Source organism: Flavobacterium sp. EDS, from assembly GCF_020991525.1.
Taxonomy (GTDB): domain Bacteria; phylum Bacteroidota; class Bacteroidia; order Flavobacteriales; family Flavobacteriaceae; genus Flavobacterium.
The window spans coordinates 430,226-454,177 of record NZ_JAJMOZ010000002.1 but is presented as its reverse complement, the minus strand read 5'-3'; the positions used below and the strand labels follow the sequence as shown (position 1 = coordinate 454,177).

At 32.0% G+C, this 23,952-nt stretch carries 24 protein-coding genes; 14 read left to right on the top strand and 10 right to left on the bottom strand.

What is annotated here, in order from left to right; all coding sequences use genetic code 11:
- The first annotated feature begins 4 nt into the window (after positions 1-4).
- Positions 5-619: a WbqC family protein gene (locus tag LPB87_RS05210; protein WP_129539653.1), complete on the top strand. Its 615-nt coding sequence runs from the start codon at positions 5-7 to the stop codon at positions 617-619.
- A 9-nt stretch (positions 620-628) separates the two neighbouring features.
- On the opposite strand, the gene LPB87_RS05205 is transcribed toward LPB87_RS05210, so the two are convergent.
- From LPB87_RS05205 to LPB87_RS05175, 7 genes are all read right to left on the bottom strand, one after another.
- Positions 629-1,675: an endonuclease/exonuclease/phosphatase family protein gene (locus LPB87_RS05205; RefSeq protein ID WP_230605170.1), complete on the bottom strand. Its 1,047-nt coding sequence runs from the start codon at positions 1,673-1,675 to the stop codon at positions 629-631.
- Positions 1,676-1,696: 21 nt separating this feature from the next.
- On the bottom strand, positions 1,697-2,563 hold the full coding sequence (locus LPB87_RS05200; protein WP_129539654.1) for a rhomboid family intramembrane serine protease: 867 nt from the start codon (positions 2,561-2,563) through the stop codon (positions 1,697-1,699).
- A 41-nt stretch (positions 2,564-2,604) separates the two neighbouring features.
- Positions 2,605-3,420, bottom strand: a complete 816-nt coding sequence (locus LPB87_RS05195) for a rhomboid family intramembrane serine protease (protein ID WP_129539655.1) — start codon at positions 3,418-3,420, stop codon at positions 2,605-2,607.
- Entirely contained in the window at positions 3,417-5,321 is a 1,905-nt protein-coding gene (gene mutL / locus LPB87_RS05190) for a DNA mismatch repair endonuclease MutL (RefSeq protein ID WP_230605169.1), read from the bottom strand. The genes LPB87_RS05195 and mutL overlap by 4 nt, the downstream gene beginning before the upstream one ends.
- A gap of 170 nt (positions 5,322-5,491) precedes the next feature.
- A complete protein-coding gene (locus LPB87_RS05185; RefSeq protein ID WP_230605168.1) occupies positions 5,492-6,175 on the bottom strand; it encodes a DUF6624 domain-containing protein in 684 nt (227 codons plus the stop codon).
- Between the two features lie 142 nt (positions 6,176-6,317).
- Positions 6,318-6,887: a 6,7-dimethyl-8-ribityllumazine synthase gene (ribH, locus tag LPB87_RS05180; RefSeq protein WP_230605167.1), complete on the bottom strand. Its 570-nt coding sequence runs from the start codon at positions 6,885-6,887 to the stop codon at positions 6,318-6,320.
- Between the two features lie 84 nt (positions 6,888-6,971).
- On the bottom strand, positions 6,972-7,757 hold the full coding sequence (locus tag LPB87_RS05175) for a tetratricopeptide repeat protein (RefSeq protein ID WP_129539659.1): 786 nt from the start codon (positions 7,755-7,757) through the stop codon (positions 6,972-6,974).
- Positions 7,758-7,997: 240 nt separating this feature from the next.
- Between LPB87_RS05175 and LPB87_RS05170 the strand changes: the two genes are divergently transcribed.
- The 10 genes from LPB87_RS05170 to LPB87_RS05125 all read left to right on the top strand — a co-directional run bounded on the left by LPB87_RS05170 (position 7,998) and on the right by LPB87_RS05125 (position 16,781).
- Positions 7,998-9,077 carry a DNA replication/repair protein RecF gene (locus LPB87_RS05170; RefSeq protein WP_230605166.1) on the top strand — a complete coding sequence of 360 codons (1,080 nt, stop codon included), beginning with the start codon at positions 7,998-8,000 and terminating at the stop codon, positions 9,075-9,077.
- 64 nt (positions 9,078-9,141) lie between these two features.
- Complete coding sequence (locus LPB87_RS05165) at positions 9,142-9,843, top strand: thioredoxin domain-containing protein (protein ID WP_230605165.1); 702 nt, start codon at positions 9,142-9,144, stop codon at positions 9,841-9,843.
- A 13-nt stretch (positions 9,844-9,856) separates the two neighbouring features.
- Positions 9,857-10,534: a DUF2461 domain-containing protein gene (locus tag LPB87_RS05160; protein WP_129539661.1), complete on the top strand. Its 678-nt coding sequence runs from the start codon at positions 9,857-9,859 to the stop codon at positions 10,532-10,534.
- 72 nt (positions 10,535-10,606) lie between these two features.
- Entirely contained in the window at positions 10,607-11,665 is a 1,059-nt protein-coding gene (locus LPB87_RS05155; protein ID WP_230605164.1) for a glycosyltransferase, read from the top strand.
- A 228-nt stretch (positions 11,666-11,893) separates the two neighbouring features.
- A complete protein-coding gene (gene murB / locus LPB87_RS05150; protein ID WP_129539663.1) occupies positions 11,894-12,907 on the top strand; it encodes a UDP-N-acetylmuramate dehydrogenase in 1,014 nt (337 codons plus the stop codon).
- Between the two features lie 16 nt (positions 12,908-12,923).
- A complete protein-coding gene (locus LPB87_RS05145) occupies positions 12,924-13,538 on the top strand; it encodes an FMN-binding negative transcriptional regulator (protein ID WP_230605163.1) in 615 nt (204 codons plus the stop codon).
- 82 nt (positions 13,539-13,620) lie between these two features.
- Positions 13,621-14,730 (top strand): glycosyltransferase, encoded by a 1,110-nt coding sequence (locus tag LPB87_RS05140; protein ID WP_129539665.1) that lies wholly within the window; start codon positions 13,621-13,623, stop codon positions 14,728-14,730.
- Complete coding sequence (locus LPB87_RS05135) at positions 14,721-15,272, top strand: sigma-70 family RNA polymerase sigma factor (RefSeq protein ID WP_129539666.1); 552 nt, start codon at positions 14,721-14,723, stop codon at positions 15,270-15,272. The genes LPB87_RS05140 and LPB87_RS05135 overlap by 10 nt, the downstream gene beginning before the upstream one ends.
- A 153-nt stretch (positions 15,273-15,425) precedes the next feature.
- The gene (locus tag LPB87_RS05130; protein ID WP_129539667.1) at positions 15,426-16,247 is read left to right on the top strand and encodes an energy transducer TonB; all 822 of its coding nucleotides are present in this window, start codon (positions 15,426-15,428) and stop codon (positions 16,245-16,247) included.
- Positions 16,248-16,400: 153 nt separating this feature from the next.
- On the top strand, positions 16,401-16,781 hold the full coding sequence (locus LPB87_RS05125) for a PH domain-containing protein (protein WP_129539668.1): 381 nt from the start codon (positions 16,401-16,403) through the stop codon (positions 16,779-16,781).
- Between the two features lie 51 nt (positions 16,782-16,832).
- Here the strand turns inward: LPB87_RS05125 and LPB87_RS05120 are convergent, their stop codons facing one another.
- Positions 16,833-17,699: a M48 family metalloprotease gene (locus LPB87_RS05120; RefSeq protein ID WP_129539669.1), complete on the bottom strand. Its 867-nt coding sequence runs from the start codon at positions 17,697-17,699 to the stop codon at positions 16,833-16,835.
- Positions 17,700-17,974: 275 nt separating this feature from the next.
- Between LPB87_RS05120 and lipA the strand changes: the two genes are divergently transcribed.
- From lipA to LPB87_RS05105, 3 genes are read left to right on the top strand one after another with little or no spacing between them, the layout of a single operon-like run.
- Complete coding sequence (gene lipA / locus LPB87_RS05115) at positions 17,975-18,844, top strand: lipoyl synthase (RefSeq protein WP_230605162.1); 870 nt, start codon at positions 17,975-17,977, stop codon at positions 18,842-18,844.
- A gap of 28 nt (positions 18,845-18,872) precedes the next feature.
- Positions 18,873-19,877 (top strand): type I glyceraldehyde-3-phosphate dehydrogenase, encoded by a 1,005-nt coding sequence (gap, locus tag LPB87_RS05110; RefSeq protein WP_230605161.1) that lies wholly within the window; start codon positions 18,873-18,875, stop codon positions 19,875-19,877.
- A 26-nt stretch (positions 19,878-19,903) separates the two neighbouring features.
- The gene (locus tag LPB87_RS05105) at positions 19,904-22,081 is read left to right on the top strand and encodes an ATP-binding protein (protein ID WP_230605160.1); all 2,178 of its coding nucleotides are present in this window, start codon (positions 19,904-19,906) and stop codon (positions 22,079-22,081) included.
- On the opposite strand, the gene LPB87_RS05100 is transcribed toward LPB87_RS05105, so the two are convergent.
- Positions 22,078-22,890 (bottom strand): purine-nucleoside phosphorylase, encoded by an 813-nt coding sequence (locus LPB87_RS05100; RefSeq protein ID WP_230605159.1) that lies wholly within the window; start codon positions 22,888-22,890, stop codon positions 22,078-22,080. The two genes, LPB87_RS05105 and LPB87_RS05100, sit on opposite strands and share 4 nt — an antisense overlap.
- Positions 22,862-23,887 carry a tetraacyldisaccharide 4'-kinase gene (gene lpxK / locus LPB87_RS05095; RefSeq protein ID WP_129539674.1) on the bottom strand — a complete coding sequence of 342 codons (1,026 nt, stop codon included), beginning with the start codon at positions 23,885-23,887 and terminating at the stop codon, positions 22,862-22,864. The genes LPB87_RS05100 and lpxK overlap by 29 nt, the downstream gene beginning before the upstream one ends.
- Positions 23,888-23,952 lie beyond the last annotated feature (65 nt).

Here is a 23,952-nt window from a genome sequence, read left to right as displayed (position 1 = left end):
ACACATGAATTCACTATTACTTCCAACCTATTTCCCTTCAATTAGTCATTGTGCTGTTATGGCACAATCTGAAAGCATTACATTTGAAATAGAAGATAATTTCCAAAAACAAACCAATAGAAACCGCACTTATATCTATAGTCCAAACGGAATACAGCTACTAAACATACCTGTAAAACATTCTAAAAATGCACATCAAAAGACCAAAGAGATTCAAATAGAAAATGAATTTGATTGGCAAAAACAGCATTTTAAATCATTGGAAGCCGCTTATAGAAGTTCGCCGTTTTTTGAATTTTTTGAAGATGACATCCGTCCTATTTTCGAAAAAAAACATCAATTTTTAATAGATTTAAATTTTGAGACTTTGGATATTATTTCTAAATGCTTACGCATGAAATTAGAGTACACTAAGACCTCAGAATACTTTCACGATACAGATAGTGCTGTTTTAGATTTTAGAGCCTTAGCAAACGGAAAAAAAGACAATAACACCTTCGAAACCTATACTCAGGTCTTTGATGATAAACACGGTTTTATAAACAATCTGAGTGTATTAGACCTAATCTTTAACGAAGGAAAGTATGCAATGGAATATTTAAAGAATCAGAAAATATAGTTTTCTGTATTATTCCATAGAAAGTGTTGCCAAAACTGGAAAATGATCTGAGTTTTCAAAATCTGAAAAACTTTCAAATTTCTTTACTTTCATTTTATTATCGGCAAAAATGTAATCGATTCTCGCAGGATAATAACGAAACTTATATGTAGCTCCAAATCCTTCTCCAGCTTCTTCAAAACTATCTTTTAGTTTACCCTTAATATTACGATATACGTAAGAAAAAGGACTATTATTCATATCCCCACATATAATAAGAGGATAGGCACATTCTTTTTTATTCTCTCTAAATATTTCTGCCTGTTCTTGTTGTTGCTTAAATGCCTTACTAATTCTAGAAAGAATAAGCTGTGATTTTTCTTGATTCATCACATCAATGTTATCAGAAATCTCATTAACATCTGGTGAAATTTTTATTGACTGCAAATGCATATTATAAACCCTAATAATATCCTTACCACGTTTTATATCAGCATAGATTACATTGTTATTCGAATTAGGAAAAACAATATTACCTTGATATAATATAGGAAACTTAGAAAAAATAGCTTGACCAGTTTTAATCTTATTTCCTTCCATAAAGATATACCTATGTGGATATGCTTTTAGATCAATATGTGCAGAATTTGAAAATTCCTGAATGCATAAAATATCTGGATTTTTCTCATCTATAAAAGCTTTTATATCCAAAGAAACATCTTCTCTATCAATCCATTTAAAAACATTAAACAGTCGTACATTATAGCTCATGACTGTAAAATCCTTTTCGCTCTCAACATATTCTTTGGCAGAAAATTTATAGAATTTATTTATAAAAGTAATCCCCATTAAAAGAACCAATCCTGATAGAATCATTCGTTTTTTAAACTGGATAGCCCAATAAAAAAAGAACAATGCATTAAAAACAAAGAACAACGGCATAAACAAAGTCAATACTGACAAAAGAGGAAAAATCTTGGGAGCTAAAAAAGGTAAAATATATGCGCTAAATGTCAATACAGTAAGTACTATATTCAAAAAGAACATTATTTTATTAAACCATGAAAGATTTTTCATTCCCTTTTTAATTAGTAATTTTTATTTCCCTGCCTTAAATAAAAATTCTTTTTCTTCTTTTGTTAAACAATCATAACCTGACTGACTAATTTTATCTAAGATCTCATCAATTTGTTGTTGCGTTTTATCTTTAGTAATAATCTTAGAAGTAGTTCTTTGAGTAGGTACGTTATTATAATTTTTATGTACTTTCTTAAAAGGTGTTGATGGTGATTTCTTAAACAGATTAGTAAAAAAATCTAAAACACGAGTTACAATCTTACTAGGATCATACCCACTTTGCAATAATTTAATAAAAGCGAATCCAAATATTGCTCCTGCAAGATGAGAAATATGTCCTCCCATATTACCTAATCGAAACTGCATTAGATCTAATACCAATATAACAAGAGTGATATGCCACAATTTTACATTACCAATAAGTAACAAACGCACAGTCATTAATGGCTGATAAGTTGTTGTAGCAACTAAAATTGCCATAATAGCACCCGAAGCTCCAACTACAGAAGAACTAAGGTCTAGAAAATAAAAGCTAAGCGCAAATACAACACCTGCAAAGATTGCACTTAAGACATACAATCCCAAATATTGTTTTTCAGTAAAAAAAGTCAAGAACAAAGAACTTGCAAAATTCAATACCAACATATTAAACAACAAATGCAAAAATCCATCATGAAAAAAAGCATACGTAAGAAATGTCCAAGGCTTGAATAAAAAATCTGATGGATCAGATGATAGCGCCAACCAACTCGGAAAAGCAAATTGCCCTATTGAAAACTGGTAAAAAAACACCAATGAAATAAGAAAACAGGCAATATTCCAATAGATTACTCGCTGAGCGATGCCTCCTAATTTGTATTGTAACTTTAAATCATCTAAAATATTCATATGTGTTTTGTGTTTAAAATTTAAGTAATAAAGCTAAAAAATTAATTCCAACGATTATTATTAAACTGTGTCTTTTTCCAATACCACATCATTAAATATCCTACAAGTGCACCTCCAACGTGTGCAAAATGAGCTATTCCTGTACCTCCGCTTCCGAACAATGAATTTCCTTGAAAACCTAAAAACAAATCTACTGCGATAATTCCCGGAACAAAATATTTAGCTTTAATAGGCACTGGAATAAACATAAGTGCTAACTCTGCATTAGGAAACATAAACGCAAAAGCAACCAAAAGTCCATAAATTGCACCCGAAGCCCCAACCATTGGAGTTTGGTTAATTATAGAGGCATCGAATAAACTTTTAAAATTAACTTCATTTAATAAATTAATTTTCCCAGCTTTCTCTAAAATTGGTCTGATTCCGTCCATAAATAAATCACCACGATAACTTGTCCCATCTGTGAAATTCACGTTTAATATTTGATGTATTGCATTATCTGACAGCCCTAAAGTAGATGCCGCTTCCAAAGTATTCTGTATTTGAAGATAATTAAATCCTAATTGCAACAAAGCAGCTCCTAATCCACATGAAATATAAAAGAATAAAAATTTTTTACCACCCCAAAAATGCTCTAACGCAGATCCGAAAGAAACTAATGCAAACATGTTAAATGCAATATGCATAAATCCTCCGTGCATAAACATGTGCGTAATTGGTTGCCAAATTTTAAACTGATAATTCTCAGGAAAATACAGCGAAAAATATTCATAAGAAACCGGCACTAATTGTGAACCAAGGAAAAAGATAATATTAATTATCAATAATTGTTTTACTAATGGAGTCATATTCATCATAAGGCAAACTTTTTATCTATATCTTCCACACGCATGGTGATGAAAGTTGGTTTTTGAAATGGAGAAATATTTGGATCTTTGCAAGCAAAGAGTCCGTTTACTAAATTATCTTGTTCTTTTTCGGTTAAGTATGAACCCGTTTTTACTGCCATACTTTTTGCCATCGATTTGGCAATGGTATCATTTTGAGAAAAGCTACTTTCAGGAATACCCTCTTGCAAATCACTCAACAATTGTTCTATAACCAATGACACTTCACTCTCAGTACTATTAACAGGTATTCCTGAAATAACAATATGATCTTCAGAAGAAGATTCAAAAACAAAACCGGTATTTACAAGTGATAATTGCAATTCCTTGATAATTTCTAAATCTGTAGATGAATAAAACAAATTGAGAGGAAATAACAATTGCTGACTAGAAGCTTGATTAACAGTCATATTATGCAAAAACTGTTCGTATAAAATACGCTGATGAGCCCGTTGTTGGTCTACAATCACCATTCCTGATTTTATAGGCGAAACAATATATTTTTTATGAATTTGATAAGTCTTATGAACTGTTTGCTCAATTTCATTATCATTAAACAAAGATGAAGTTACTTCTTCATTTTCAAAAGACATCATCCCAACTTCCTCGGCATCTTGCTCTAAACCAACATATAAACTTTCCCAACTAGCAGTTGGTTCTGGCTTTTTATAGCTAGAATACGAATTAGAACCAGAACTACCTGAACTAGATCCGCTACTAAAGCTAGACCCAGCATTCGAATAATGTTTATTTGTTTTGTCATCTGTAAAAGGATTATAAGTACCATCAACTTGAATTGTTGGCGTTTCTCCTTCTAAATCTTTATAATGATAAGGTGTATCTAAATTAGCATCACGATCAAAATCCAAAACTGGAGCTACATTAAATTGCCCTAAACTGTGTTTAATTGACGCTCTTAAAATAGCATATAAAGCCTGTTCATCATCAAACTTAATTTCAGTTTTTGTTGGATGGATATTAATATCAATAGTATTAGGAGGCACTGACAAATATAAAAAATAACTGGGCTGGGCACCATCTTTTAAAATCCCATCATAAGCAGCCATAACTGCATGATGTAGATAACTACTTTTAATAAATCGATCATTCACAAAGAAAAACTGCTCTCCCCTACTTTTTTTAGCAAATTCTGGCTTACTTACAAACCCTTTTATGGCTACGATTTCAGTTTCTTCATTTACAGGAACTAATTTTTCATTTGTCTTACCTGCAAAAATACCTACAACACGCTGTCTAAAACTTGAAGGAGGTAAATTAAACATTTCACTCCCGTTGTGGTAAAAAGTAAAATGAATATTAGCATGTGCCAAAGCTACACGCTGAAACTCATCCATAACATGACGAAATTCAACCGTATCCGACTTTAAAAAGTTTCTTCGGGCAGGAATATTGAAAAACAAATTTTTAACCGCAAATGAAGTTCCTACTGGCAAAACAGCTACTTCTTGCGAAACAAATTTACTCCCTTCAATAACAATATGTGTTCCTAGCTCTTCCTGATCTTGTTTCGTTTTCATTTCCATATGAGCAATCGCCGCAATAGAAGCCAACGCTTCTCCACGGAATCCTTTGGTATGTAATGAAAATAAATCTTCAGCCTGGCGTATTTTAGAAGTTGCATGTCGTTCAAAACACAAACGCGCATCGGTAACACTCATCCCAGAACCATTATCAATGACTTGTACCAATGACTTTCCTGCATCTTTGATGATTAATTTAATATCTGTTGCTTTAGCATCGACTGCGTTTTCTAAAAGCTCTTTCACCACCGAAGCAGGTCTTTGAACCACTTCTCCAGCAGCAATTTGATTGGCAACATGATCAGGTAGTAATTGTATAATACTCGACATTAAGAAAAAATAGATTAAAGGTTAAGGTTTAAAGTTTCAAAACCAAGAAGCACAAATTTAATGAATTTTAGCTGGTTTTTTTGGCTTAAAGACTCATAAAAAAAACAAAAACTACAATCTCCTAAAAAACAGAAACATTGTACTTATCACTTAAAGCAATTACAGACAAATCAAAAGATTTTGGCAATATCATCTAGCGTATAAACTTTATATTCAATCCTCATTCTTTTAGCATTTTCTTCGACTGTAGTAGTAAAACCAGCTTTCTTTCTTCGCTCATTGACCTTTTCTGGATTTTGTATTGGAGAAATATAAGTAAAGAACTCTTCTTTTCCTGTTTGCTTATTCGCTATTAATTTTCCTTGTGCTTGCGTTCCATAAATTTGTTCTTTACCTTGTTGTGTCAAATAACGATCTTGCATCATAGCAAAACGCGTAAACGGAATTTCGCCTTTAGTAGCAGCCTCTTCAATTAACGGTAAATAATTTGAAATTTTCTTACTATGCTGAATAACATACCAAGCAGACTCATTTGTTGGTTCTCCAACCAAACTTTTCCCAGGATAACCATACCTTGAGATTATCTTTTCTACTTTAATAATATTAATAGAATCTTGAACATTAATCATTGACCATACCCTACTTCTAAAAGAACCATCATCAGTATAACCTGTTTCCTTTAAAATTTCACTTTTTCGAGCATCAGTGGTTTCAGAATCAAGATATTCCCTGAAAAATTGATCCGATTTATAAATACTATCTAACTCGGCTTTTAGATTTTGATTAATTGTATTCTGAGATTGAACTTGTCCAAAAAGAGAAATAAAAAGAATAGCAAGCAAATATTTTTTCATAGAAATAGCAAATTAAAAACTCAACTAAATATATTAAATTTCCAGCTACCCTTAAAGCAACAACTATCACAAAAAAAGCATAAAAAAACCTATACTGTTTTTATACAGTATAGGCCTCAATATTCTTACAAATGTTTTTTTTTTATTTTTCTAGTTCCAATGGCTTGTCTTCTATTTGAAGTGCCCCAGCTGACAACAACTGTTGGTCTTGAAACTGATTTAAAGATGCTTGCTGACGGATGTATGCCATTTTTATAGCTGCAATAGCTGCTTCGGTACCTTTGTTACCGTGAATACCACCACTTCTATCAATAGATTGTTGAATATTATTATCTGTTAATACACAAAAAATAACAGGAATATCTGTTTGAACATTCAAATCTTTAATTCCCTGCGTTACACCTTCACATACAAAATCAAAATGCTTTGTTTGTCCCTGAATTACACATCCAATAACAATAACTGCATCAACATTTTGAGTTTGCAACATTTTTTTTGCTCCATATATCAACTCAAAACTCCCAGGAACATTCCATCGGATAATTTGTTGAGCAGGAACTTGATTTTCAAGGAATGCCTCAAAAGCGCCATTATAAAGACCTTCTGTTATACTGTCATTCCACTCAGAAACAACAATCCCAAATCGAAAATTTTTCGCATTTGGGACTGTGTTTTTATCGTAATCTGATAAATTTTTATTTTCGGTAGCCATCTTTACTATTTAAGATTTTAGAATTTCAATTTAAGACTGCTAAAATACAAATCTTAAATCTAAATTTCTAACTCTATAAATTATTTATTGTGCTAAACCAATCAAAACATCTACAGAAGCAGCTTCTGGAGTTGCCTCATAGCTCTCTTTAATTTCTGTAAAATATTTAAGAGCATCTGATTTCTGACCTAAAGCCAAAGCCGTTTTTCCAGCCTTAAGCAAGAAACGTGGCGTAGTGAAATCATTTTTATTTGATTCAGCAGCTTTTACATAATAATCTAAAGCTTCTTTTGGTTGGTTTTTTTGAGAATAAGCATCACCTATTGCACCTTTTGCCAAAGCACCTAAAATTAAATCTTTAGACTTAAATTTACCTAAATAAGAGATAGCTTCATCATATTTACCTGTATTTAAGTATGCAATACCTGCATAATAATTTGCTAAATTTCCAGCATCTGTTCCTGAGTATTCATCTGCAATTTTCAAAAATCCAAATTTACCTTCTGAACCATTCAATGCTAATTTGTACAATGAATCACTAGCTACACCATTAGTTGCTTTTTCAAAATTTTGTTGAGCAACAAACATTTCATTAGCTGCCTCTTCTTGTTTAGGAGAAGCAATGAATTTTTGGTAAGCCAAATAACCAATAGTTCCTACAGCAATTGCAGCAACTAATCCAATAATAATTTTTTGGTTTCTAGCAACCCAGTCTTCAGTCTTAGAAGCAGTTTCATCTAATTTAGAAAAAACTTCAGCAGTTTTACTGTTTTTCCCATCAAGAATTACTTGTTGTTCTTCATTAACAACTTCATCTTTAACTTCTTTTTCTTTTGGTGCTTTATATCCTCTTTTATTGTAAGTAGCCATTTAAAATTAATTTAGTGAACGGCAAAAATAAAATTTTTATTGAAACTTACATGAAAAAAATCAATTTTAAATTAATTTAAAAAAAATATCCCTCAAAATAGTACTTTTTCTTGTAGTAAAATCAAAATAATTCACACACAAGCCCCAAAAAACGGTTTATATCGATATTTTTCGATAATTTGCACACGCTTAAAAATTGTTACATTAAAACAACAACAAACTTTATTTCAGCAGCTTAAAATGTATTTAAAAAAAATTTCTTTATTCAACTATAAAAATTTCTCTGAAGCCAGTTTCGAATTTGACAAAAAGATAAATTGTTTCGTTGGAAAAAACGGCATTGGAAAAACTAATGTACTCGATGCTATTTACCACCTAGCCTACGGAAAAAGCTATTTTAATCCTTTGGCAGTGCAGAATATCAAGCACGGAGAAGAGTTTTTTGTTATAGATGCTGAGATAGAAAAAAATGAACGAAATGAACAAATCGTCTGCAGTTTAAAAAAAGGACAAAAAAAAATCCTAAAAAGAAACGGCAAAGCCTATGATAAATTTTCTGATCACATCGGCTTCATACCTTTAGTAATAATTTCGCCAGCCGACAGAGATTTAATCGTTGAAGGAAGCGAAACGCGACGTAAATTCATGGATACTGTGATTTCACAATTAGACCCACATTATCTACAACAGCTTATCCAATATCAAAAAGTAATTAGTCAACGTAATGCATTGCTTAAATATTTTGCACTAAATCATGTTTTTGATAACGTTACCTTGTCTATATATAATGAGCAATTGGACAGCTATGGAAAATCTATTTTTGAAAAAAGGAAACAATTCATAGAAGCATTTATTCCAATTTTCAACGCACATCATCATGCAATAACAGGTTCTGAAGAAACAGTTCAATTAGTCTACGAAAGTCACTTGTTCGAAAAAGACTTACTCACTCTGTTACAAGAAAACATAAATAAAGACCGTGCTTTACATTATACAAGTGTCGGAATTCACAAAGACGATTTGTCATTTGAAATCGACAATCACCCAATTAAAAAATTCGGCTCACAAGGGCAGCAAAAATCATTTTTAATTGCTCTAAAATTGGCACAATTTGAATTCTTAAAAAAACAAAGTGGTGTAAAACCAATTTTACTTTTTGACGATGTCTTTGATAAATTAGATGAAAGTCGGGTAGCCAAAATTATCGAAATGGTAAACGATGACACTTTCGGACAACTTTTTATCTCAGACACCCATCCAGATCGAACTGAAGCTATTGTAAAATCTACACATCAGAGCTACAAAATATTTAATTTATGATTTTGCGTAGCTTTCTAAATTAAAAAAAACACTTAAATTAGCCTACATAATAAATTTAAAGACTATGAAATTTCCACAAACACTACTTATCATAATTGCCTTTGTATTTGCATCCTGCAACGGACAATCCTCTAAAAGCATCCAAGTTATTGAACCAACTGCTTTTGCTGAAAAATTAAGCACGAACCAAAATCCTCAAATTTTAGACGTAAGAACTCCTGAGGAATTTGCATCAGAACATATTGAGAGTGCAGTAAATGTAAACTGGAACGACAAAGACTTTGCTACAAAAGCAGCAACCTTTGATAAATCTAAACCAGTTTTTATATATTGCTTAAGTGGCGGAAGAAGTAAAAAAGCATCTCAAAAGCTACAAGAATTAGGCTTTACAAACATATACGAACTTGATGGCGGAATTATGAAATGGAACGCTGAAGGACGTTCTAATTCAAATCCAAATGCTAAAACAGTAGGAATGTCAAGCCAAGACTATGCTGCTTTATTAAACACAGACAAAAAGGTCTTGATTGATTTTTATGCTGAATGGTGTGGTCCTTGCAAGCAAATGACTCCATACCTTACTAAAATGCAAAAAGAACTAGCCGATAAAGTAGTTATCATTCGTATAGACGTTGACCAAAATAAAACTTTGGTAAAAGACATGAAAATCGACCAGCTTCCTACTCTACTATTATACGAGAATAAAGAAGTAAAATGGAAAAACACAGGATTTATCAGTGAAGATGAATTAAAAAAACAACTATAATAAAACTAAAAATATGCTTACTAAAGAAAGTTTACAATTTTTAGATGATTTAAAAGTCAATAATAACAGAGATTGGTTTTTGGAAAACAAAAAACGTTATGAAATCTTCAAAAAAGATTACCATCAACTAGTTTCCGATTTTTTGGACGCAATGAAACCTATGGACGCTTCATTGGAGCTATTAGAAGTAAAAAATTGCACATTCAGAATTAACCGAGATATTCGTTTCTCTAAAGATAAATCACCATACAAAGCACACCTAGGTGTTTGGCTCTCGACTGGAGTAAAAGGACAAAATCGTGCTGGATACTATGTTCACATCGAAAAAGGCGCTAGTTTTATAGCTGGTGGCTTATACTCCCCAGAAGCCGAAGACTTAAAAAAAGTACGCAAAGAAATCGCTTTCTTTCATGATGACTTAGAAGCAATTATTGCCGATAAGAAATTCAGCAAAGAATTCGAAAACTTAGATGTAACCGAAACCAATTCGCTAAAAAACCCACCGCGCGGATACGAAAAAGAGCATCCTGCAATTGACTTTTTAAAATTAAAAAGTTTTACTGCTACTCAAAAATACGATATCAAAGAAGTAACTCAAAAAGATTTTGTTACCAAAATGAGTCAAAAACTTATTGCATTAAAACCATTAAATGAATTCATCAATCGCGCTTTAACAACTGACGAATTTTAAAAAATAAGATCCATTTTTTGCCACAGATTAAAAAACCTTCTTAACTGTGGCAGAAAAAAGACAAATCACTGAATGAAAAAAAGAAAAATACTTTTTCTTGGCGAATCCTATCGAGCCGATGCCATTACATGGATGAGAGGCTTAAAAGAATTCGGTAATTTTGAAATTTGTACTTGGGAACTTAAAACCTCGAATAACACCAAATCCAACCGTCTCAAACGAATACTAGAATACATTTTTGCTCCATTCGCAATTAAAAAAATAATCCGATTAGAAAAACCAGACATGGTTATTGCCGAAAGAACGACCAGTTATGGTTTTCTTGCTGCAATATCAGGCGTCAATACTATTGTAATTGCACAACAAGGCCGAACCGATTTATGGCCTGAAGATTCAATATTACTACCCCTTAAAAAAATCATTCAGAAACACGCATGTAAAAAAGCACATTTAATACACGCTTGGGGTCCTGTAATGACAATCTCGATGAAAGCCATTGGTGTTGATATGAATAAGGTTTTAGTTATACCAAAAGGAATTGATTTATCTCTTTTTGAAGCTTCAGTCAACAATTCTACTAAAATAGAAGCAATTATCACTCGCTCCTTACAACCTGAATACAGACATGATTGCATTTTAAAAGCATTTGCCATTTTAGATAAAAAAGGCATTGATTTCAACTTAACAATTGTTGGCAACGGAAGCAGATTAGAACATCTAAAAAAACTAGCTACAAAATTAAACATTCAAAATAAAGTAATTTTTACTGGTCGAATTGCAAATACAGTACTACCTCAATTATTAAAACAAGCCAATTTTTATATTAGCATGCCTAGCACTGAAGGCGTTTCGGCCTCATTATTTGAAGCAATGGCCTGCAATTGCTACCCAGTTGTTTCAGATATTCCCGGAAACCAAAGCTGGATACAACATCGTGACAACGGACAATTGATACCAATTGATGATTACAACAAACTTGCTGATGCGCTTATCTGGTCATTTAAAAATCCTGATTTAAGAAACAAAGCAATAACACAAAATCAGAAATTTGTAGAAGAGAATGCAAACTACAAAATCAACATGAGAATTATTGCAGATAAATATCATGAATTACTGGATTTACGAAGCTAAATAAAACTAAGCGTAAAGAATGCAAAGTTTCACGCTAATTGGTTTATTTCGAAATAACTTTCCAAACTCTACGCTCTCTGTGGTAAAATCTCACAATTACATCAACCTCATTCTTTTTAATCTTTTAAGACTGAAGAAACTACTATATTTATTACAAAAATCGAGTCAGATAAATTATAATCCTTACTTTTGAACTCTCGATTAATTCTACAAAAAAGTTTCGCATTTATGGAAATTCTATCTCAATTTTCTTTAAAAAATCATAATACATTTGGCATTGAAGCTAAAGCAAAACAGTTTATTGCTGTACATTCAATTGATGAATTGAAAAAAGTATTGGAAGAAAACAAAAATCAGCCAAAATTTATTTTAGGAGGCGGAAGCAATATGCTTTTAACCAAAGATATCGATGCATTGGTAATTCATATTGATTTAAAAGGAAAAAAGATAGTTGATGAAAATGATGATTTTGTTTGGGTCGAAAGTCAGGCTGGAGAGACTTGGCACAATTTTGTTCTCTGGACAATCGAACAAGATTTTGGAGGACTAGAAAACATGTCGCTTATTCCTGGTAACGTAGGAACCACTCCTGTTCAAAACATTGGCGCTTACGGAACTGAAATAAAAGATACTTTTGTTTCTTGCCAAGCTATGAATATCGAAACTCAGGAAATAAGAACTTTTACTCATGCCGAATGTAATTTTGGATATCGCGAGAGTATTTTTAAACATGAAGTAAAAGACCAATATATCATTACATCTGTAACTTACAAACTAACAAAGCGCAATCATAAAATTAATACCTCTTATGGGGACATAACTGCCGAGTTAGCAAAAAACAACATTACAAACCCGAGTTTAAAAGATGTCAGCAATGCTGTAATTGCGATAAGACAAAGTAAATTACCAGACCCAAAAGAATTAGGAAATAGCGGTAGCTTCTTTAAGAACCCGATATTATTAAAATCAGATTTCGAAAAGATCCATCAAAAATTTCCAGAAATGAAATACTATGATATTTCAGAAACTGAAGTAAAAGTTCCTGCAGGCTGGCTTATCGAACAAGCTGGATTTAAAGGAAAACGTTTTGGAGACGCTGGGATTCATAAAAATCAAGCTTTAGTACTCGTTAATTACGGAAATGCAACTGGGCAAGAAATTCTAGCTATTTCGAAAGACATCCAAAAAACAGTATTTGAAAAATTTGGAATACACATAGAAGCAGAAGTTAATGTGATTTAAATTAAAAAAATATAAGATGCACACACCAAGTATTTTCAAAAACGAAGACCCTGAAGCAATTAGATCTTTCCTAAAAGAAAATAGTTTCGGAATACTAATCAATCAGACAAACGGAAAATTGTGGGCAACACATATTCCGATAGAGATAGAAACAAGAGAAAATGGAAAGGAAGTATTATGTGGTCATATTTCTAAATTAAACCCACAAGGCGAAGGATTTGTTCAAAATGATCAAGTTTTAGCTGTTTTTTCAGGAGCACATAGCTATATCTCCTCGTCATGGTATGACCATGAAAATGTACCAACTTGGAACTATAGCGCTGTACATATATACGGTCGAATAAAAATTTTAGACCACGAAGCAGCAATTGAATCGTTAAAAAAATTAGTAGACAAATATGAAGTTGGTTCTGAAAAACCGATTCGCATAGAAGATTTATCTGAAAAAACAATGCGCCAAGCACATGGAATAATTGCTTTTGAAATTGAAATAGATGAAATTCAGGCAACTAAAAAAATATCTCAAAATCGAGACGATGTCAACTACAAAAACATAATCACAGCCTTAGAAAAAACAGAAAACCCTCAGTCTATTGCGGTTGCAAAAGAAATGTCAAAATGCCGAAAGTAATTACACTTTAAGGGTTGAAAATCGAGAATTGATAATTACATTTGCACTCGCAAGATTCAAAATCAAAAGACATTAAAATCAGATGCTTACAATTATTTTATACTTTTTTATTGCTATCGTTGTAATACAGCTTTCTTATTATTTGGGTGTATTTAGTAAATTTTCATTTGCTAAAACACAGAATATCACTACAAAGAGAATTCCTATTTCAGTTATTGTCTGCGCAAAAAACGAAGCAGAGAATGCCGTTAAATACATTCCGTTATTAATTGAACAAGATTACCCAGATTTCGAAATTGTACTAATAGATGATGCTTCAAGCGATGAAACATTAGAAATTTTTGAACTTTTCGAAAGTCAATACCCAAATCTTATCCGCTTAGTTAAAGTAAAAAACAACGAAGCTTTTTGGGGAAATAAAAAATACGCCTTAACATTAGGAATAAAAGCTGCTAAAAAAGAATATTTATTATTTACTGATGCCGATTGTTATCCTACTTCTAAAAATTGGATTACCGCTATGAGCTCTCAATTTACAATGAACAAGACCATAGTCTTAGGATATGGCGCTTATGACAAAATTGAGAAATCATTCTTAAATAAGATTATTCGTTTTGAAACTTTACTAACGGCAATCCAGTATTTTTCATGGGCAAAAGTAGGACGTCCATACATGGGAGTTGGTCGTAATTTAGCCTATAAAAAAGAAGAGTTTTTTAATGTAAATGGTTTTATCAGTCATATCCAAGTTCGCTCAGGAGATGATGACTTATTTATTAATCAAGCTGCTAATGGTAACAATACAACCATTGCTTACTCTCCAGAGAGCTTCACATATTCAAAACCAAAAGAAAAATATAAAGATTGGTTTATTCAAAAAAGAAGACATGTAGCTACTGCCGATTATTATAAAACTTTTGACAAAATACAATTGGGAATTTTTTATTTCTCTCAATTGCTATTCTTTGTATTAGCTATTATTTTATTGTCTTTCCAATTTCAATGGATTATTGTTTTAAGCTTATTTTTAGCGCGTTACATCGCAGTATGGCTAGTTGTAGGGTTTTCTGCTGGAAAATTAAAAGAAAATGATTTGAAGATTTGGTTTCCTATTGTAGAAATTGTACTTATATTCACTCAAATTAATATCTTTATAACTAATATTTTTTCAAAACCAGTACATTGGAAATAAATTCTAAAATAGAGAAAGCAAAAAATGGAGACCAAATCGCCTTCACTTTTTTGTTGGACCATTATTGGAATGAAGTGTATAGCTTCATGCTAAAACGTACCGAAAACGAAACCATTGCCGAAGATATTACTATCGAAACCTTCTCTAAAGCTTTTGATAAAATAAAAACTTATAATCCCGAATTTCAATTCAATACTTGGCTCATTGCAATTGCAAAGAATGTCCATATTGATTTATTACGTAAAAAGAAAGCCAATCTTTTTATAGAAATTACCGATCAAGAAAACCAACAAGCTTATAATATTGCCGACACTACTCCGTCGGTAGAGGATGAATTAATTACTGAACAAAATTTATCCCGATTATTACATTGCATCAAAGAATTAAAACCACATTACCAGGAAGTAATTCAGCTACGCTATTTTCAAGAAATGAGTTATCAAGAAATTGCACTCAAAATCAACGAACCTTTAAGCAATGTAAAAATAAAATTACTTCGTGCTAAAAAATTATTAGCAGAAGTAATTAAAAACAAAAGATAATTTACTATCTTTAATCAAAGGATAAAATATCCACACACTTATTCTTAAATAAACAAAAATCCCGCACACTAAAGTTCTTATTATTAACGTTAATTAGGTAAACTATTTTTGCTTATGATCTAAACTGCTACTTAACCTTTAAAACCATGAATTATGTCAACATCAAGCATCTACGAAAACAAATGGATTGACCTTGTATTCGAAAACAGAAACAAAGAGTATGGCGCGTATCAGTTACGACATGAGAGTTCTAGAAACTCCATTAAGGCTCTTTTCATGGGATTATTACTCATTACGGCTATTGCATCTACTGCAATGTTAATTAGTAAGCTGAATCACACTGACGTCTCTCCAGTTTTACCCGAGACTCCAGCAATAGAGCTAAAGCTAACTAACATTCCGTATGTGGTGACTGAGAAATCAGCAACAATGCCTGCAGTAAAATCGCAACCTACAGAAACCGTTATTGAAAAAAGCCAACTTGTTAACCCTACAATTGTAGAAGCAAGTCAAGCTACTCCTGAAATTGCTAAAAACACAGAGAATGCTGTGGTAGTAACACCAACTGAAGGAGGTACTGGAATATCAACTAATGTTTTAACAACTGGAGGAAACGGTAGTGGAACTGAAACTGTAAAAACGCCTGGTAATGGCAACGAACTTGTAACAACTGGCTCTCTAGACAAGCTACCAGAATTTCCGGGAGGAATAAATAAATTCTACACCTATGTAGGAAATAATTTTAATCGCCCAGAATTAGACAGTGAAAGAACAGTTCGTATATATGTATCTTTTGTAATCGAAAGAGACGGAAGCATGACTGACATTCTCGTAAAAAATGATCCAGGATATGGATTAGGAAAAGAAGCTGTTAGAGTTTTAAAATCTTTAAGAACAAAGTGGAGCCCAGGAATGGTAGACTCTAAACCTGTTCGTACCGCATATAATCTGCCAATTACAATAAAGGCAGAATAAGTTTAAAAAAGCAGAACTTAGGTTCTGCTTTTTTATGTTTTAATGTTTCAAAAAAAATAATTCTTACTCAATAATCCACAGCAAGTCTTTTATAAAAAAATGTATCTTTACTGAGTAAAATCACTTTTGAATCATCAAAGCAAACAATAAATTATGGGAATATTTTCAGCAATACTAGGTAATGCAGGATCAGTAAGTCAGGAAGATTTAGCTAAAAATTACGGTTTACTTTTAACCGACAATGAAGAAATCGAATTGGGTTTTAAACTTATCCGTGATACTTTTATTTTTACTACTAAACGATTAATTCTGGTTGACAAACAAGGATTAACTGGTAGCAAAACCGAATACAAGTCAATTTCATACAAAAGCATCACACGCTTTAGTGTAGAAACAGCAGGAACTTTTGACCTTGATGCCGAACTAAAAATATGGGTTTCTAGCGAATTAAATCCAAGTATCATAAAACAATTTAACAAATCAGTTAATGTTTATGAGGTTCAAAAAATATTAGCACACCACGTTTTAAAATAAAAAAAAGCAGAACCTAGGTTCTGCTTTTTTATGCTCTAAAAATAAATCTAATTATTTTTTAGTCGTTTTCTTAACTGGCTTTTTAGTAGTTGTTTTCTTTGCAACTGGTATTGTATTCACTATTTTTTGCTGCACATACGGCTTGTACAACCCGTCTTTTTCAGCTCTTTTTTTAGCATCTTCAGCTCTTTGTTTAGGATCTGGATGAGAACTCATCATTTTATCCAAGAAAGATCCTTCGGCACCTTCACTCATCTTTGCAAGAATCCTAAATGCAGATTCTTCAGCATTAACATTATAACCATTCTTTTTCAAGAAGTCGTATGAAAACAAATCTGCTTCTGACTCTTGTGTTCTACTATGTTTACTATCAATCATAGCACTTCCAATTTTCCCTAATTGGGTCTCAGTAAGCGCTGCAATTTTTCCTGATTGTGAAGACACAGCATCGATTAAAGCCTCTTTTTTATAAGCTGCTTTCATTCCATCTCTTGAATCATGATTCGCTACGTGACCAATCTCATGCCCAATAACCGCAAGCAATTCATTATCATCCATAATATCCATTAAACCTGAATACACACGAACACTACCATCTGCAGTTGCAAAAGCATTTACTTCCTTAAGCATATAAACCTTATAATTTAAAGTATATCCATTACCCGCGGTATGTTTTCCAAACAATCTATTTAACCGTATTGCATACCCATCCGTAGCAGGTGCGATTTGATTTTTGGCATCCATTTCTGCAACTGCTGCTTTTGATAACGCTGCAGCATCGGCATCACTAAATGTAAATCCTGCAACTCCTTTTTGAACAGCTCCTAGGGCTTTTTCCCCTAAATTTATTTGTGCATTAGCTTTTGTAAATCCAAAAGTTGCAAGTAATACAATCAATGCTATTGATTTTCTTTTCATCCTTTTAATGTTAAATTAACCATAACAAATATAATACAACTTTAAAATACTCATCTAATAAGAAACCAATTAATTTTAGAAGAAAAAAACATATAATTTCATAAGTAACAAGATTGTTTATTCCAGTTATCCTAAAAAAACTCGATTGATCTTAATTTCCTGATTCCTCCTAAAAACAAAATAAAACATGGTTTTTGCTATCATTTTACAAATTAAAGCATAAACAAATCTACAAATAAACAACATTCCGTATCTTTGTACTTTGAATATTGAATATGGAAAGCGTTATAGATAATAATTTACCTGTCGGAAAACCAAAATGGCTGAAGGTAAAACTCCCGATTGGACAAAAATATACCGAACTACGTGGTTTGGTAGACAAATATAGTTTAAATACAATTTGCACTTCTGGTAGTTGCCCTAATATGGGTGAATGCTGGGGAGAAGGAACTGCAACTTTTATGATTTTAGGTAACGTTTGTACACGTTCTTGTGGTTTTTGTGGTGTAAAAACCGGAAGACCTGAGACTGTAGATTGGGACGAACCAGAAAAAGTAGCACGCTCTATTAAAATCATGAACATCAAACACGCAGTTATTACAAGTGTAGATAGAGATGATTTAAAAGATGGTGGTTCGATTATTTGGATTGAAACTGTTAAGGCGATACGCCGTATGAATCCGAATACGACTTTAGAGACATTAATTCCTGATTTTCAAGGAATAGAAAGAAATCTTGATCGAATTGTAGAAGCTAACCCTGAAGTTGTTTCACATAACGTAGAAACTGTTCGTCGATTAACTCGTGAAGTACGCATACAAGCCAAATACGACCGTAGCCTAGAAGTATTACGCTACTTAAAAGAAAAAGGAATCAATAGAACCAAGTCAGGAATTATGCTTGGCCTTGGGGAAACCGAAGAAGAAGTATTTCAGACCATGACTGATTTGCGTAATGCAAACGTAGATGTGGTAACAATTGGACAATATTTACAACCAAGTAAAAAGCATTTACCAGTAAAAGAATTTATCACTCCAGATCAATTTGCTAAATACGAAAAATTTGGACTAGAATTAGGATTTCGCCATGTAGAAAGTGGCCCATTAGTTCGTTCTTCTTATAAAGCTCAAAAACATATTCTTTAATTTCTAAATGTTGAATATTTCCTTTTAAATGAATAAAAAAACACGAATTGCTATTAACGGTTTCGGAAGAATTGGTCGAAACTTATTTCGATTACTTTTTAATCATCCCGAAATTGAAGTTGTTGCTATAAACGATATTGCTGATACTAAAACTATGGCGCACCTAATCAAATACGACAGTATTCATGGTGTATTACCCTATGTAGTGAGCAGTGACGAAAATGGAATAATCGTTGATGGAAGGCATTTTTTATTTTTCCACGAAAAGAACATCTCAAACTTAAGCTGGAAAGAATACGACATCGATTATGTCATAGAATCAACTGGAAAATATAAAACGCATGAAGAAATTAATGCGCATATTATTGCCGGAGCTAAAAAAGTAATTCTATCTGCTCCTTCTGAAGTAGACACTATTAAAACGGTAGTTTTAGGTGTAAACGAAGAAATATTAGATGGAACTGAAACAATAATATCAAATGCGAGTTGCACAACAAATAATGCAGCTCCTATGATAAAGATAATCGATGATCTTTGTGGTATCGAGCAAGCCTACATTACTACGATACATTCGTACACAACAGATCAGAGTCTGCACGATCAACCCCATAAAGATTTGCGCAGAGCTAGAGGTGCGAGCCAATCAATTGTTCCTACAACAACGGGCGCAGCTAAAGCATTAACAAAGATTTTCCCTAAATTGCAAAATAAAATTGGCGGTTGCGGTATTCGTGTTCCTGTTCCTGATGGATCATTAACCGATATTACATTTAATGTAAATCGTGCCGTTTCTATTGAAGAAATTAACGAAGCATTTAAGAATGCTGCTAAAACTAGTTTAAAAGGAATTTTAGATTATACCGAAGATCCTATTGTATCTGTTGATATTATCGGAAACCAAAATTCCTGTTTATTTGATGCGCAACTCACTTCTGTAATCGACAAAATGGTTAAAGTTGTAGGCTGGTATGACAATGAAATTGGCTATTCGTCAAGATTAATCGATTTAATATTGCTGACAAAAAAAAAATAAACAAATTATAAAAAGTATTACAACACATGAAATATCTTTTTATTATAATCAGTTTTTTCAGTTCACTTTTGTATTCTCAATTAATGAAGAATACGGATAGTGCAGTATACTATAACCAACTGGCTAATTCTAATCTCAAAGACAACAAATACAGTCAGGCGATTGCTCTTACCGAAAAATCTATTCTATTTTGTGAAACAAATCACAAAATAGAAAACCAAGCCAACCAGACCTTTAAGCTAGGCAAGATTTATTATAACCAGAAAAAATATAATGAAGCTTTAACTAACTTTAACAAAAGCCTTACTTTACTTAAAGACACCTCAACAGTAACCAAAGCACTTGCCCTTCATTATATCGGCATAACAAATACCGAAAAAGGCAACCATAATCTTGCTCAAGATTATTTTAAAAGGTCAGAATCTATTTTTAAACAACTAAACATTGTTGATTCGAGTCAAACACTAAATCTTCAAAAAGGGATTGCCTTAAAAGCCAACAAAGAATACGACTTGGCTATAGCAACATTTAAAAAAATAATCGAAGAACCGGATAGTAAGTCCATGTTAAGAACTAAAACTGATGCTTACTATCAACTTGGACTTATTCAAAAAGATCTAAAACAAAATAAAGCTGCCATATATTATCTGGATAAAGCACTAGAACTCACCTCAAAAAGCAATGACCTTAACCAAAAATCAATAATTTTATTAGCGTTAAGTCAGTTTTACAAAACACATCAAGACTACGATAGAGCTTACTCTTATTTAAATGAGCACTACCAAATTAAAAACTACATCTATAAATTAAAAAATTCAAAAGTTGACTTTGATGATTTTAAAAAATTCAAGGATAAAGAGATCATAAACACTGCAATTAAAAAAGAAAAAAAAGATCTTGAAGATAAAAAGGCATACAAATATTCAAAACTAATAAGTATTCTTGCTATTGCTTTAATTTCTATTTTATCACTTTTGAGTTTGTCTCTTTATAAAAACAATATTATTCGAAATCAGAATAACATCATTTTAAGAGAAAAAAACAATGAACTAATTATTGCAAAGAACAAAGCCGAAAAAGCATCAAAAGCAAGATCTGAATTTTTATCGACCGTTAGTCACGAACTACGAACGCCTCTTAATGCAATTAATGGAATTACTCATTTATTAATAGAAGATAATCCGAAAAAATCACAAAAAAAATACCTCGAATCATTAAAATTTTCAGGCAATTATTTAACTACATTCATCAATGAAATACTTGAAATAAACAAAATCGACTCTAACAAACTCGAGACAGAATCAATAAGTTTCAATCTAAAAGAATTACTAATAAACATACAAAGTTCATTAAAGGAATTAGCTACTGCTAATAAAAATTTTTTTAATCTAGACATTGACGAGAGTATTCCTGACAATCTAATTGGCGATCCAACTAAATTGTCTCAGATCATAATGAACCTAATTAATAACGCCTTAAAATTCACTGAAAACGGACGTGTAAATGTTATTGTAAAACTACATTCATTAAAAGACGAAGAAGCAACTGTTTATTTTGAAATAGTTGATACTGGAATAGGTATTCCTGAAGACAAACTACAAACAGTTTTTGAAAGTTTTTCACAAGGCTCAATAGAAGTCAATCGAAAATATGGAGGAACTGGCTTAGGACTTACAATTGTAAAAAAATTAACCAAAATGCTAGGTGGGGAAATCAACCTTAAAAGTGAAGTTGGCAAAGGCTCTACATTTACGTTTAAATTAAAATTCCAAATAGATAAAGAACCATTAGCAATTAAAGAAGAAACCAAATTGTATAACGACTACGAACTAAAAGGTAAAAATATTCTATTAATTGAAGATAATAGAATTAACCAAATGATTACTCGAAAAATGCTTGAAAATAAAGGCATTTCTTGTGAGGTAATCGACAATGGAGAGGAAGCTATAGAATTATTGAAAATCAAACGATTTGATATGATTTTAATGGATGTTCATTTACCAGGAATAAATGGAACTACTGCCACTAAGCACATACGCGAATTTGACAAAATAACACCAATCATTGCCTTAACAGCTATTTCACTCGATGAGAACAGGGAAATGTTATTGTCTTTCGGAATGAATGACGTAATAACAAAACCCTTTGTTCCTGATGAATTTTATACTATTATTGCTAGATGCTTTACTGCAAATATCAATTAATATTCTAAAATCAAGTTTTTTATCAAAGCCCTTACTTTAGGTTCCGCCATTTTTGCTGCCTCAAGAACTTCATCGTGTGAGATTGTATCTATGCTTTCTTCGTTCCCCATATCAGTAATTACTGAGATACCAAAAGTTTCTACATCCATATGGCGAGCAACGATAACTTCTGGTACGGTAGACATTCCTACACAGTCTGCCCCAAGAATCTTTACCATCTTATATTCAGCCAAAGTTTCAAAAGTTGGCCCTTGTAAACCAAAATATATTCCATCATGAATTTCTATATTCAATCTTGATGCAATTTCTTTGGCTTTAATAATCATTTTTCTAGAATAAGGCTCACTCATATTTACAAATCGAGGCCCAAAACGTTCATCATTTTTACCACGCAAAGGATGCTCTGGCGTAAAATTGATGTGATCTTTAATAATAACAATCGAACCTACTTTGTAAGCTGCATTTACTCCACCCGAAGCATTAGAAACCATTAATTTATTAACTCCTAAAAACTTCATTACACGAACAGGAAAAGTAACTTCTTCCATTGAGTATCCTTCATAAAAATGAAAACGACCTTGCATTGCAACCACTTTTTTATCTCCAATAGTTCCAAAAACCAAGGCTCCCTTGTGTCCTTGAACTGTTGATACTGGAAAATTAGGAATCTCATTATATGGTAATGTAAATTCTATTTCGATATCATTTGTAAAACCACCTAAACCTGAACCTAAAATCACACCATATTCTGGAGTAAATTGTGTTTTCGACTTTATATAACTAACTGTTTCTTGAACTTTTTCCCACATAATTTAAAATTGTTGTATCAAAATTATTTTGATAATTAATAAAAGTGCTTTTTATTGGCAAATAATACAATTGCGGCGCAATATTAGTGTCTTTTAAGCGAACATAATCCTTTTCGGTTGTAATAATTTTATGCGCTTTTGCTTTATTTGCAATCGTTGCAATATCTGTCTCTGTAAAATGATGATGATCAGGGAATGTAAGACATTCATCATTATCAGATTTTAAAAACTTAAAAAATGGTGTTGGCTTTGCAATTCCTGCCAAAAGTAACTTTTGACTGTTTTTAATATCTTCAACGGCTATTTTTTCTTTTTGAGAATAAATACAATCATCATAATCAATATAAGTAAAATAAAGTTGTTGTGAAGCTTTTAACTTTAATTTTCTACGGATATTTTCTTGTTCTGATTCCTCAAGATTAGCAGGACATTTGGTAACAATAACAATATTAGCTCGTTTAGCTCCGCTCCTGCTCTCTCTCAAATTACCTGTCGGTAACATCCAATCATCTGCATACAAATCGCCATATGAAGTTAGCAAAATATAAAATCCTGCTTTTACTTTTCGATGTTGAAACGCATCATCAAGCAAAATAATTTCTGGCTTTTTTGATTGTGAAAGTAATTGCTGAATTCCATTTGTTCGATTTGCATCTACAGCAACCTGAATATTCTTAAACTTTTGAAAAAACTGAAAAGGTTCATCTCCTAAAATAACAGCATTAGAATTCTCATCGGCAAGAACAAAACCTTCAGATTGTCGCTTATAACCACGACTGAGAGTTGCAACCTTATATTTATCTGATAATAATCGAATTAAATATTCAATTTGAGGTGTTTTCCCTGTTCCTCCTACGCTTAGATTTCCAACTGCAATAATTGGTATATCAAATGAAGTTGATTTTAAAACTCCTTTGTCAAAAAGAAAATTCCGAATAGAAGTAATGATTCCGTATAAAACAGCAAATGGAAAAAGTATTTTTCGAAGTAAATTCATAATACGAAAGTAATTTTTTTATTTCAAAGTTGATTTGTTTATTCGTTAATTTGTTGTTCAGAAAT

Coding starts and splice junctions, on each gene's coding strand:
- LPB87_RS05130 (WP_129539667.1), top strand. CDS start 15,426: ATGTCAACATCAAGCATCTACGAAAACAAATGGATTGACCTTGTATTC.
- LPB87_RS05165 (WP_230605165.1), top strand. CDS start 9,142: ATGAAATTTCCACAAACACTACTTATCATAATTGCCTTTGTATTTGCA.
- lpxK (WP_129539674.1), bottom strand. CDS start 23,887: ATGAATTTACTTCGAAAAATACTTTTTCCATTTGCTGTTTTATACGGA.
- LPB87_RS05185 (WP_230605168.1), bottom strand. CDS start 6,175: ATGAAAAAATATTTGCTTGCTATTCTTTTTATTTCTCTTTTTGGACAA.
- LPB87_RS05175 (WP_129539659.1), bottom strand. CDS start 7,757: ATGGCTACTTACAATAAAAGAGGATATAAAGCACCAAAAGAAAAAGAA.
- LPB87_RS05155 (WP_230605164.1), top strand. CDS start 10,607: ATGAAAAAAAGAAAAATACTTTTTCTTGGCGAATCCTATCGAGCCGAT.
- murB (WP_129539663.1), top strand. CDS start 11,894: ATGGAAATTCTATCTCAATTTTCTTTAAAAAATCATAATACATTTGGC.
- LPB87_RS05140 (WP_129539665.1), top strand. CDS start 13,621: ATGCTTACAATTATTTTATACTTTTTTATTGCTATCGTTGTAATACAG.
- mutL (WP_230605169.1), bottom strand. CDS start 5,321: ATGTCGAGTATTATACAATTACTACCTGATCATGTTGCCAATCAAATT.
- LPB87_RS05125 (WP_129539668.1), top strand. CDS start 16,401: ATGGGAATATTTTCAGCAATACTAGGTAATGCAGGATCAGTAAGTCAG.
- LPB87_RS05195 (WP_129539655.1), bottom strand. CDS start 3,420: ATGATGAATATGACTCCATTAGTAAAACAATTATTGATAATTAATATT.
- LPB87_RS05100 (WP_230605159.1), bottom strand. CDS start 22,890: ATGTGGGAAAAAGTTCAAGAAACAGTTAGTTATATAAAGTCGAAAACA.
- LPB87_RS05200 (WP_129539654.1), bottom strand. CDS start 2,563: ATGAATATTTTAGATGATTTAAAGTTACAATACAAATTAGGAGGCATC.
- gap (WP_230605161.1), top strand. CDS start 18,873: ATGAATAAAAAAACACGAATTGCTATTAACGGTTTCGGAAGAATTGGT.
- LPB87_RS05170 (WP_230605166.1), top strand. CDS start 7,998: ATGTATTTAAAAAAAATTTCTTTATTCAACTATAAAAATTTCTCTGAA.
- lipA (WP_230605162.1), top strand. CDS start 17,975: ATGGAAAGCGTTATAGATAATAATTTACCTGTCGGAAAACCAAAATGG.
- LPB87_RS05120 (WP_129539669.1), bottom strand. CDS start 17,699: ATGAAAAGAAAATCAATAGCATTGATTGTATTACTTGCAACTTTTGGA.
- LPB87_RS05145 (WP_230605163.1), top strand. CDS start 12,924: ATGCACACACCAAGTATTTTCAAAAACGAAGACCCTGAAGCAATTAGA.
- LPB87_RS05160 (WP_129539661.1), top strand. CDS start 9,857: ATGCTTACTAAAGAAAGTTTACAATTTTTAGATGATTTAAAAGTCAAT.
- LPB87_RS05105 (WP_230605160.1), top strand. CDS start 19,904: ATGAAATATCTTTTTATTATAATCAGTTTTTTCAGTTCACTTTTGTAT.
- LPB87_RS05210 (WP_129539653.1), top strand. CDS start 5: ATGAATTCACTATTACTTCCAACCTATTTCCCTTCAATTAGTCATTGT.
- LPB87_RS05205 (WP_230605170.1), bottom strand. CDS start 1,675: ATGAAAAATCTTTCATGGTTTAATAAAATAATGTTCTTTTTGAATATA.
- ribH (WP_230605167.1), bottom strand. CDS start 6,887: ATGGCTACCGAAAATAAAAATTTATCAGATTACGATAAAAACACAGTC.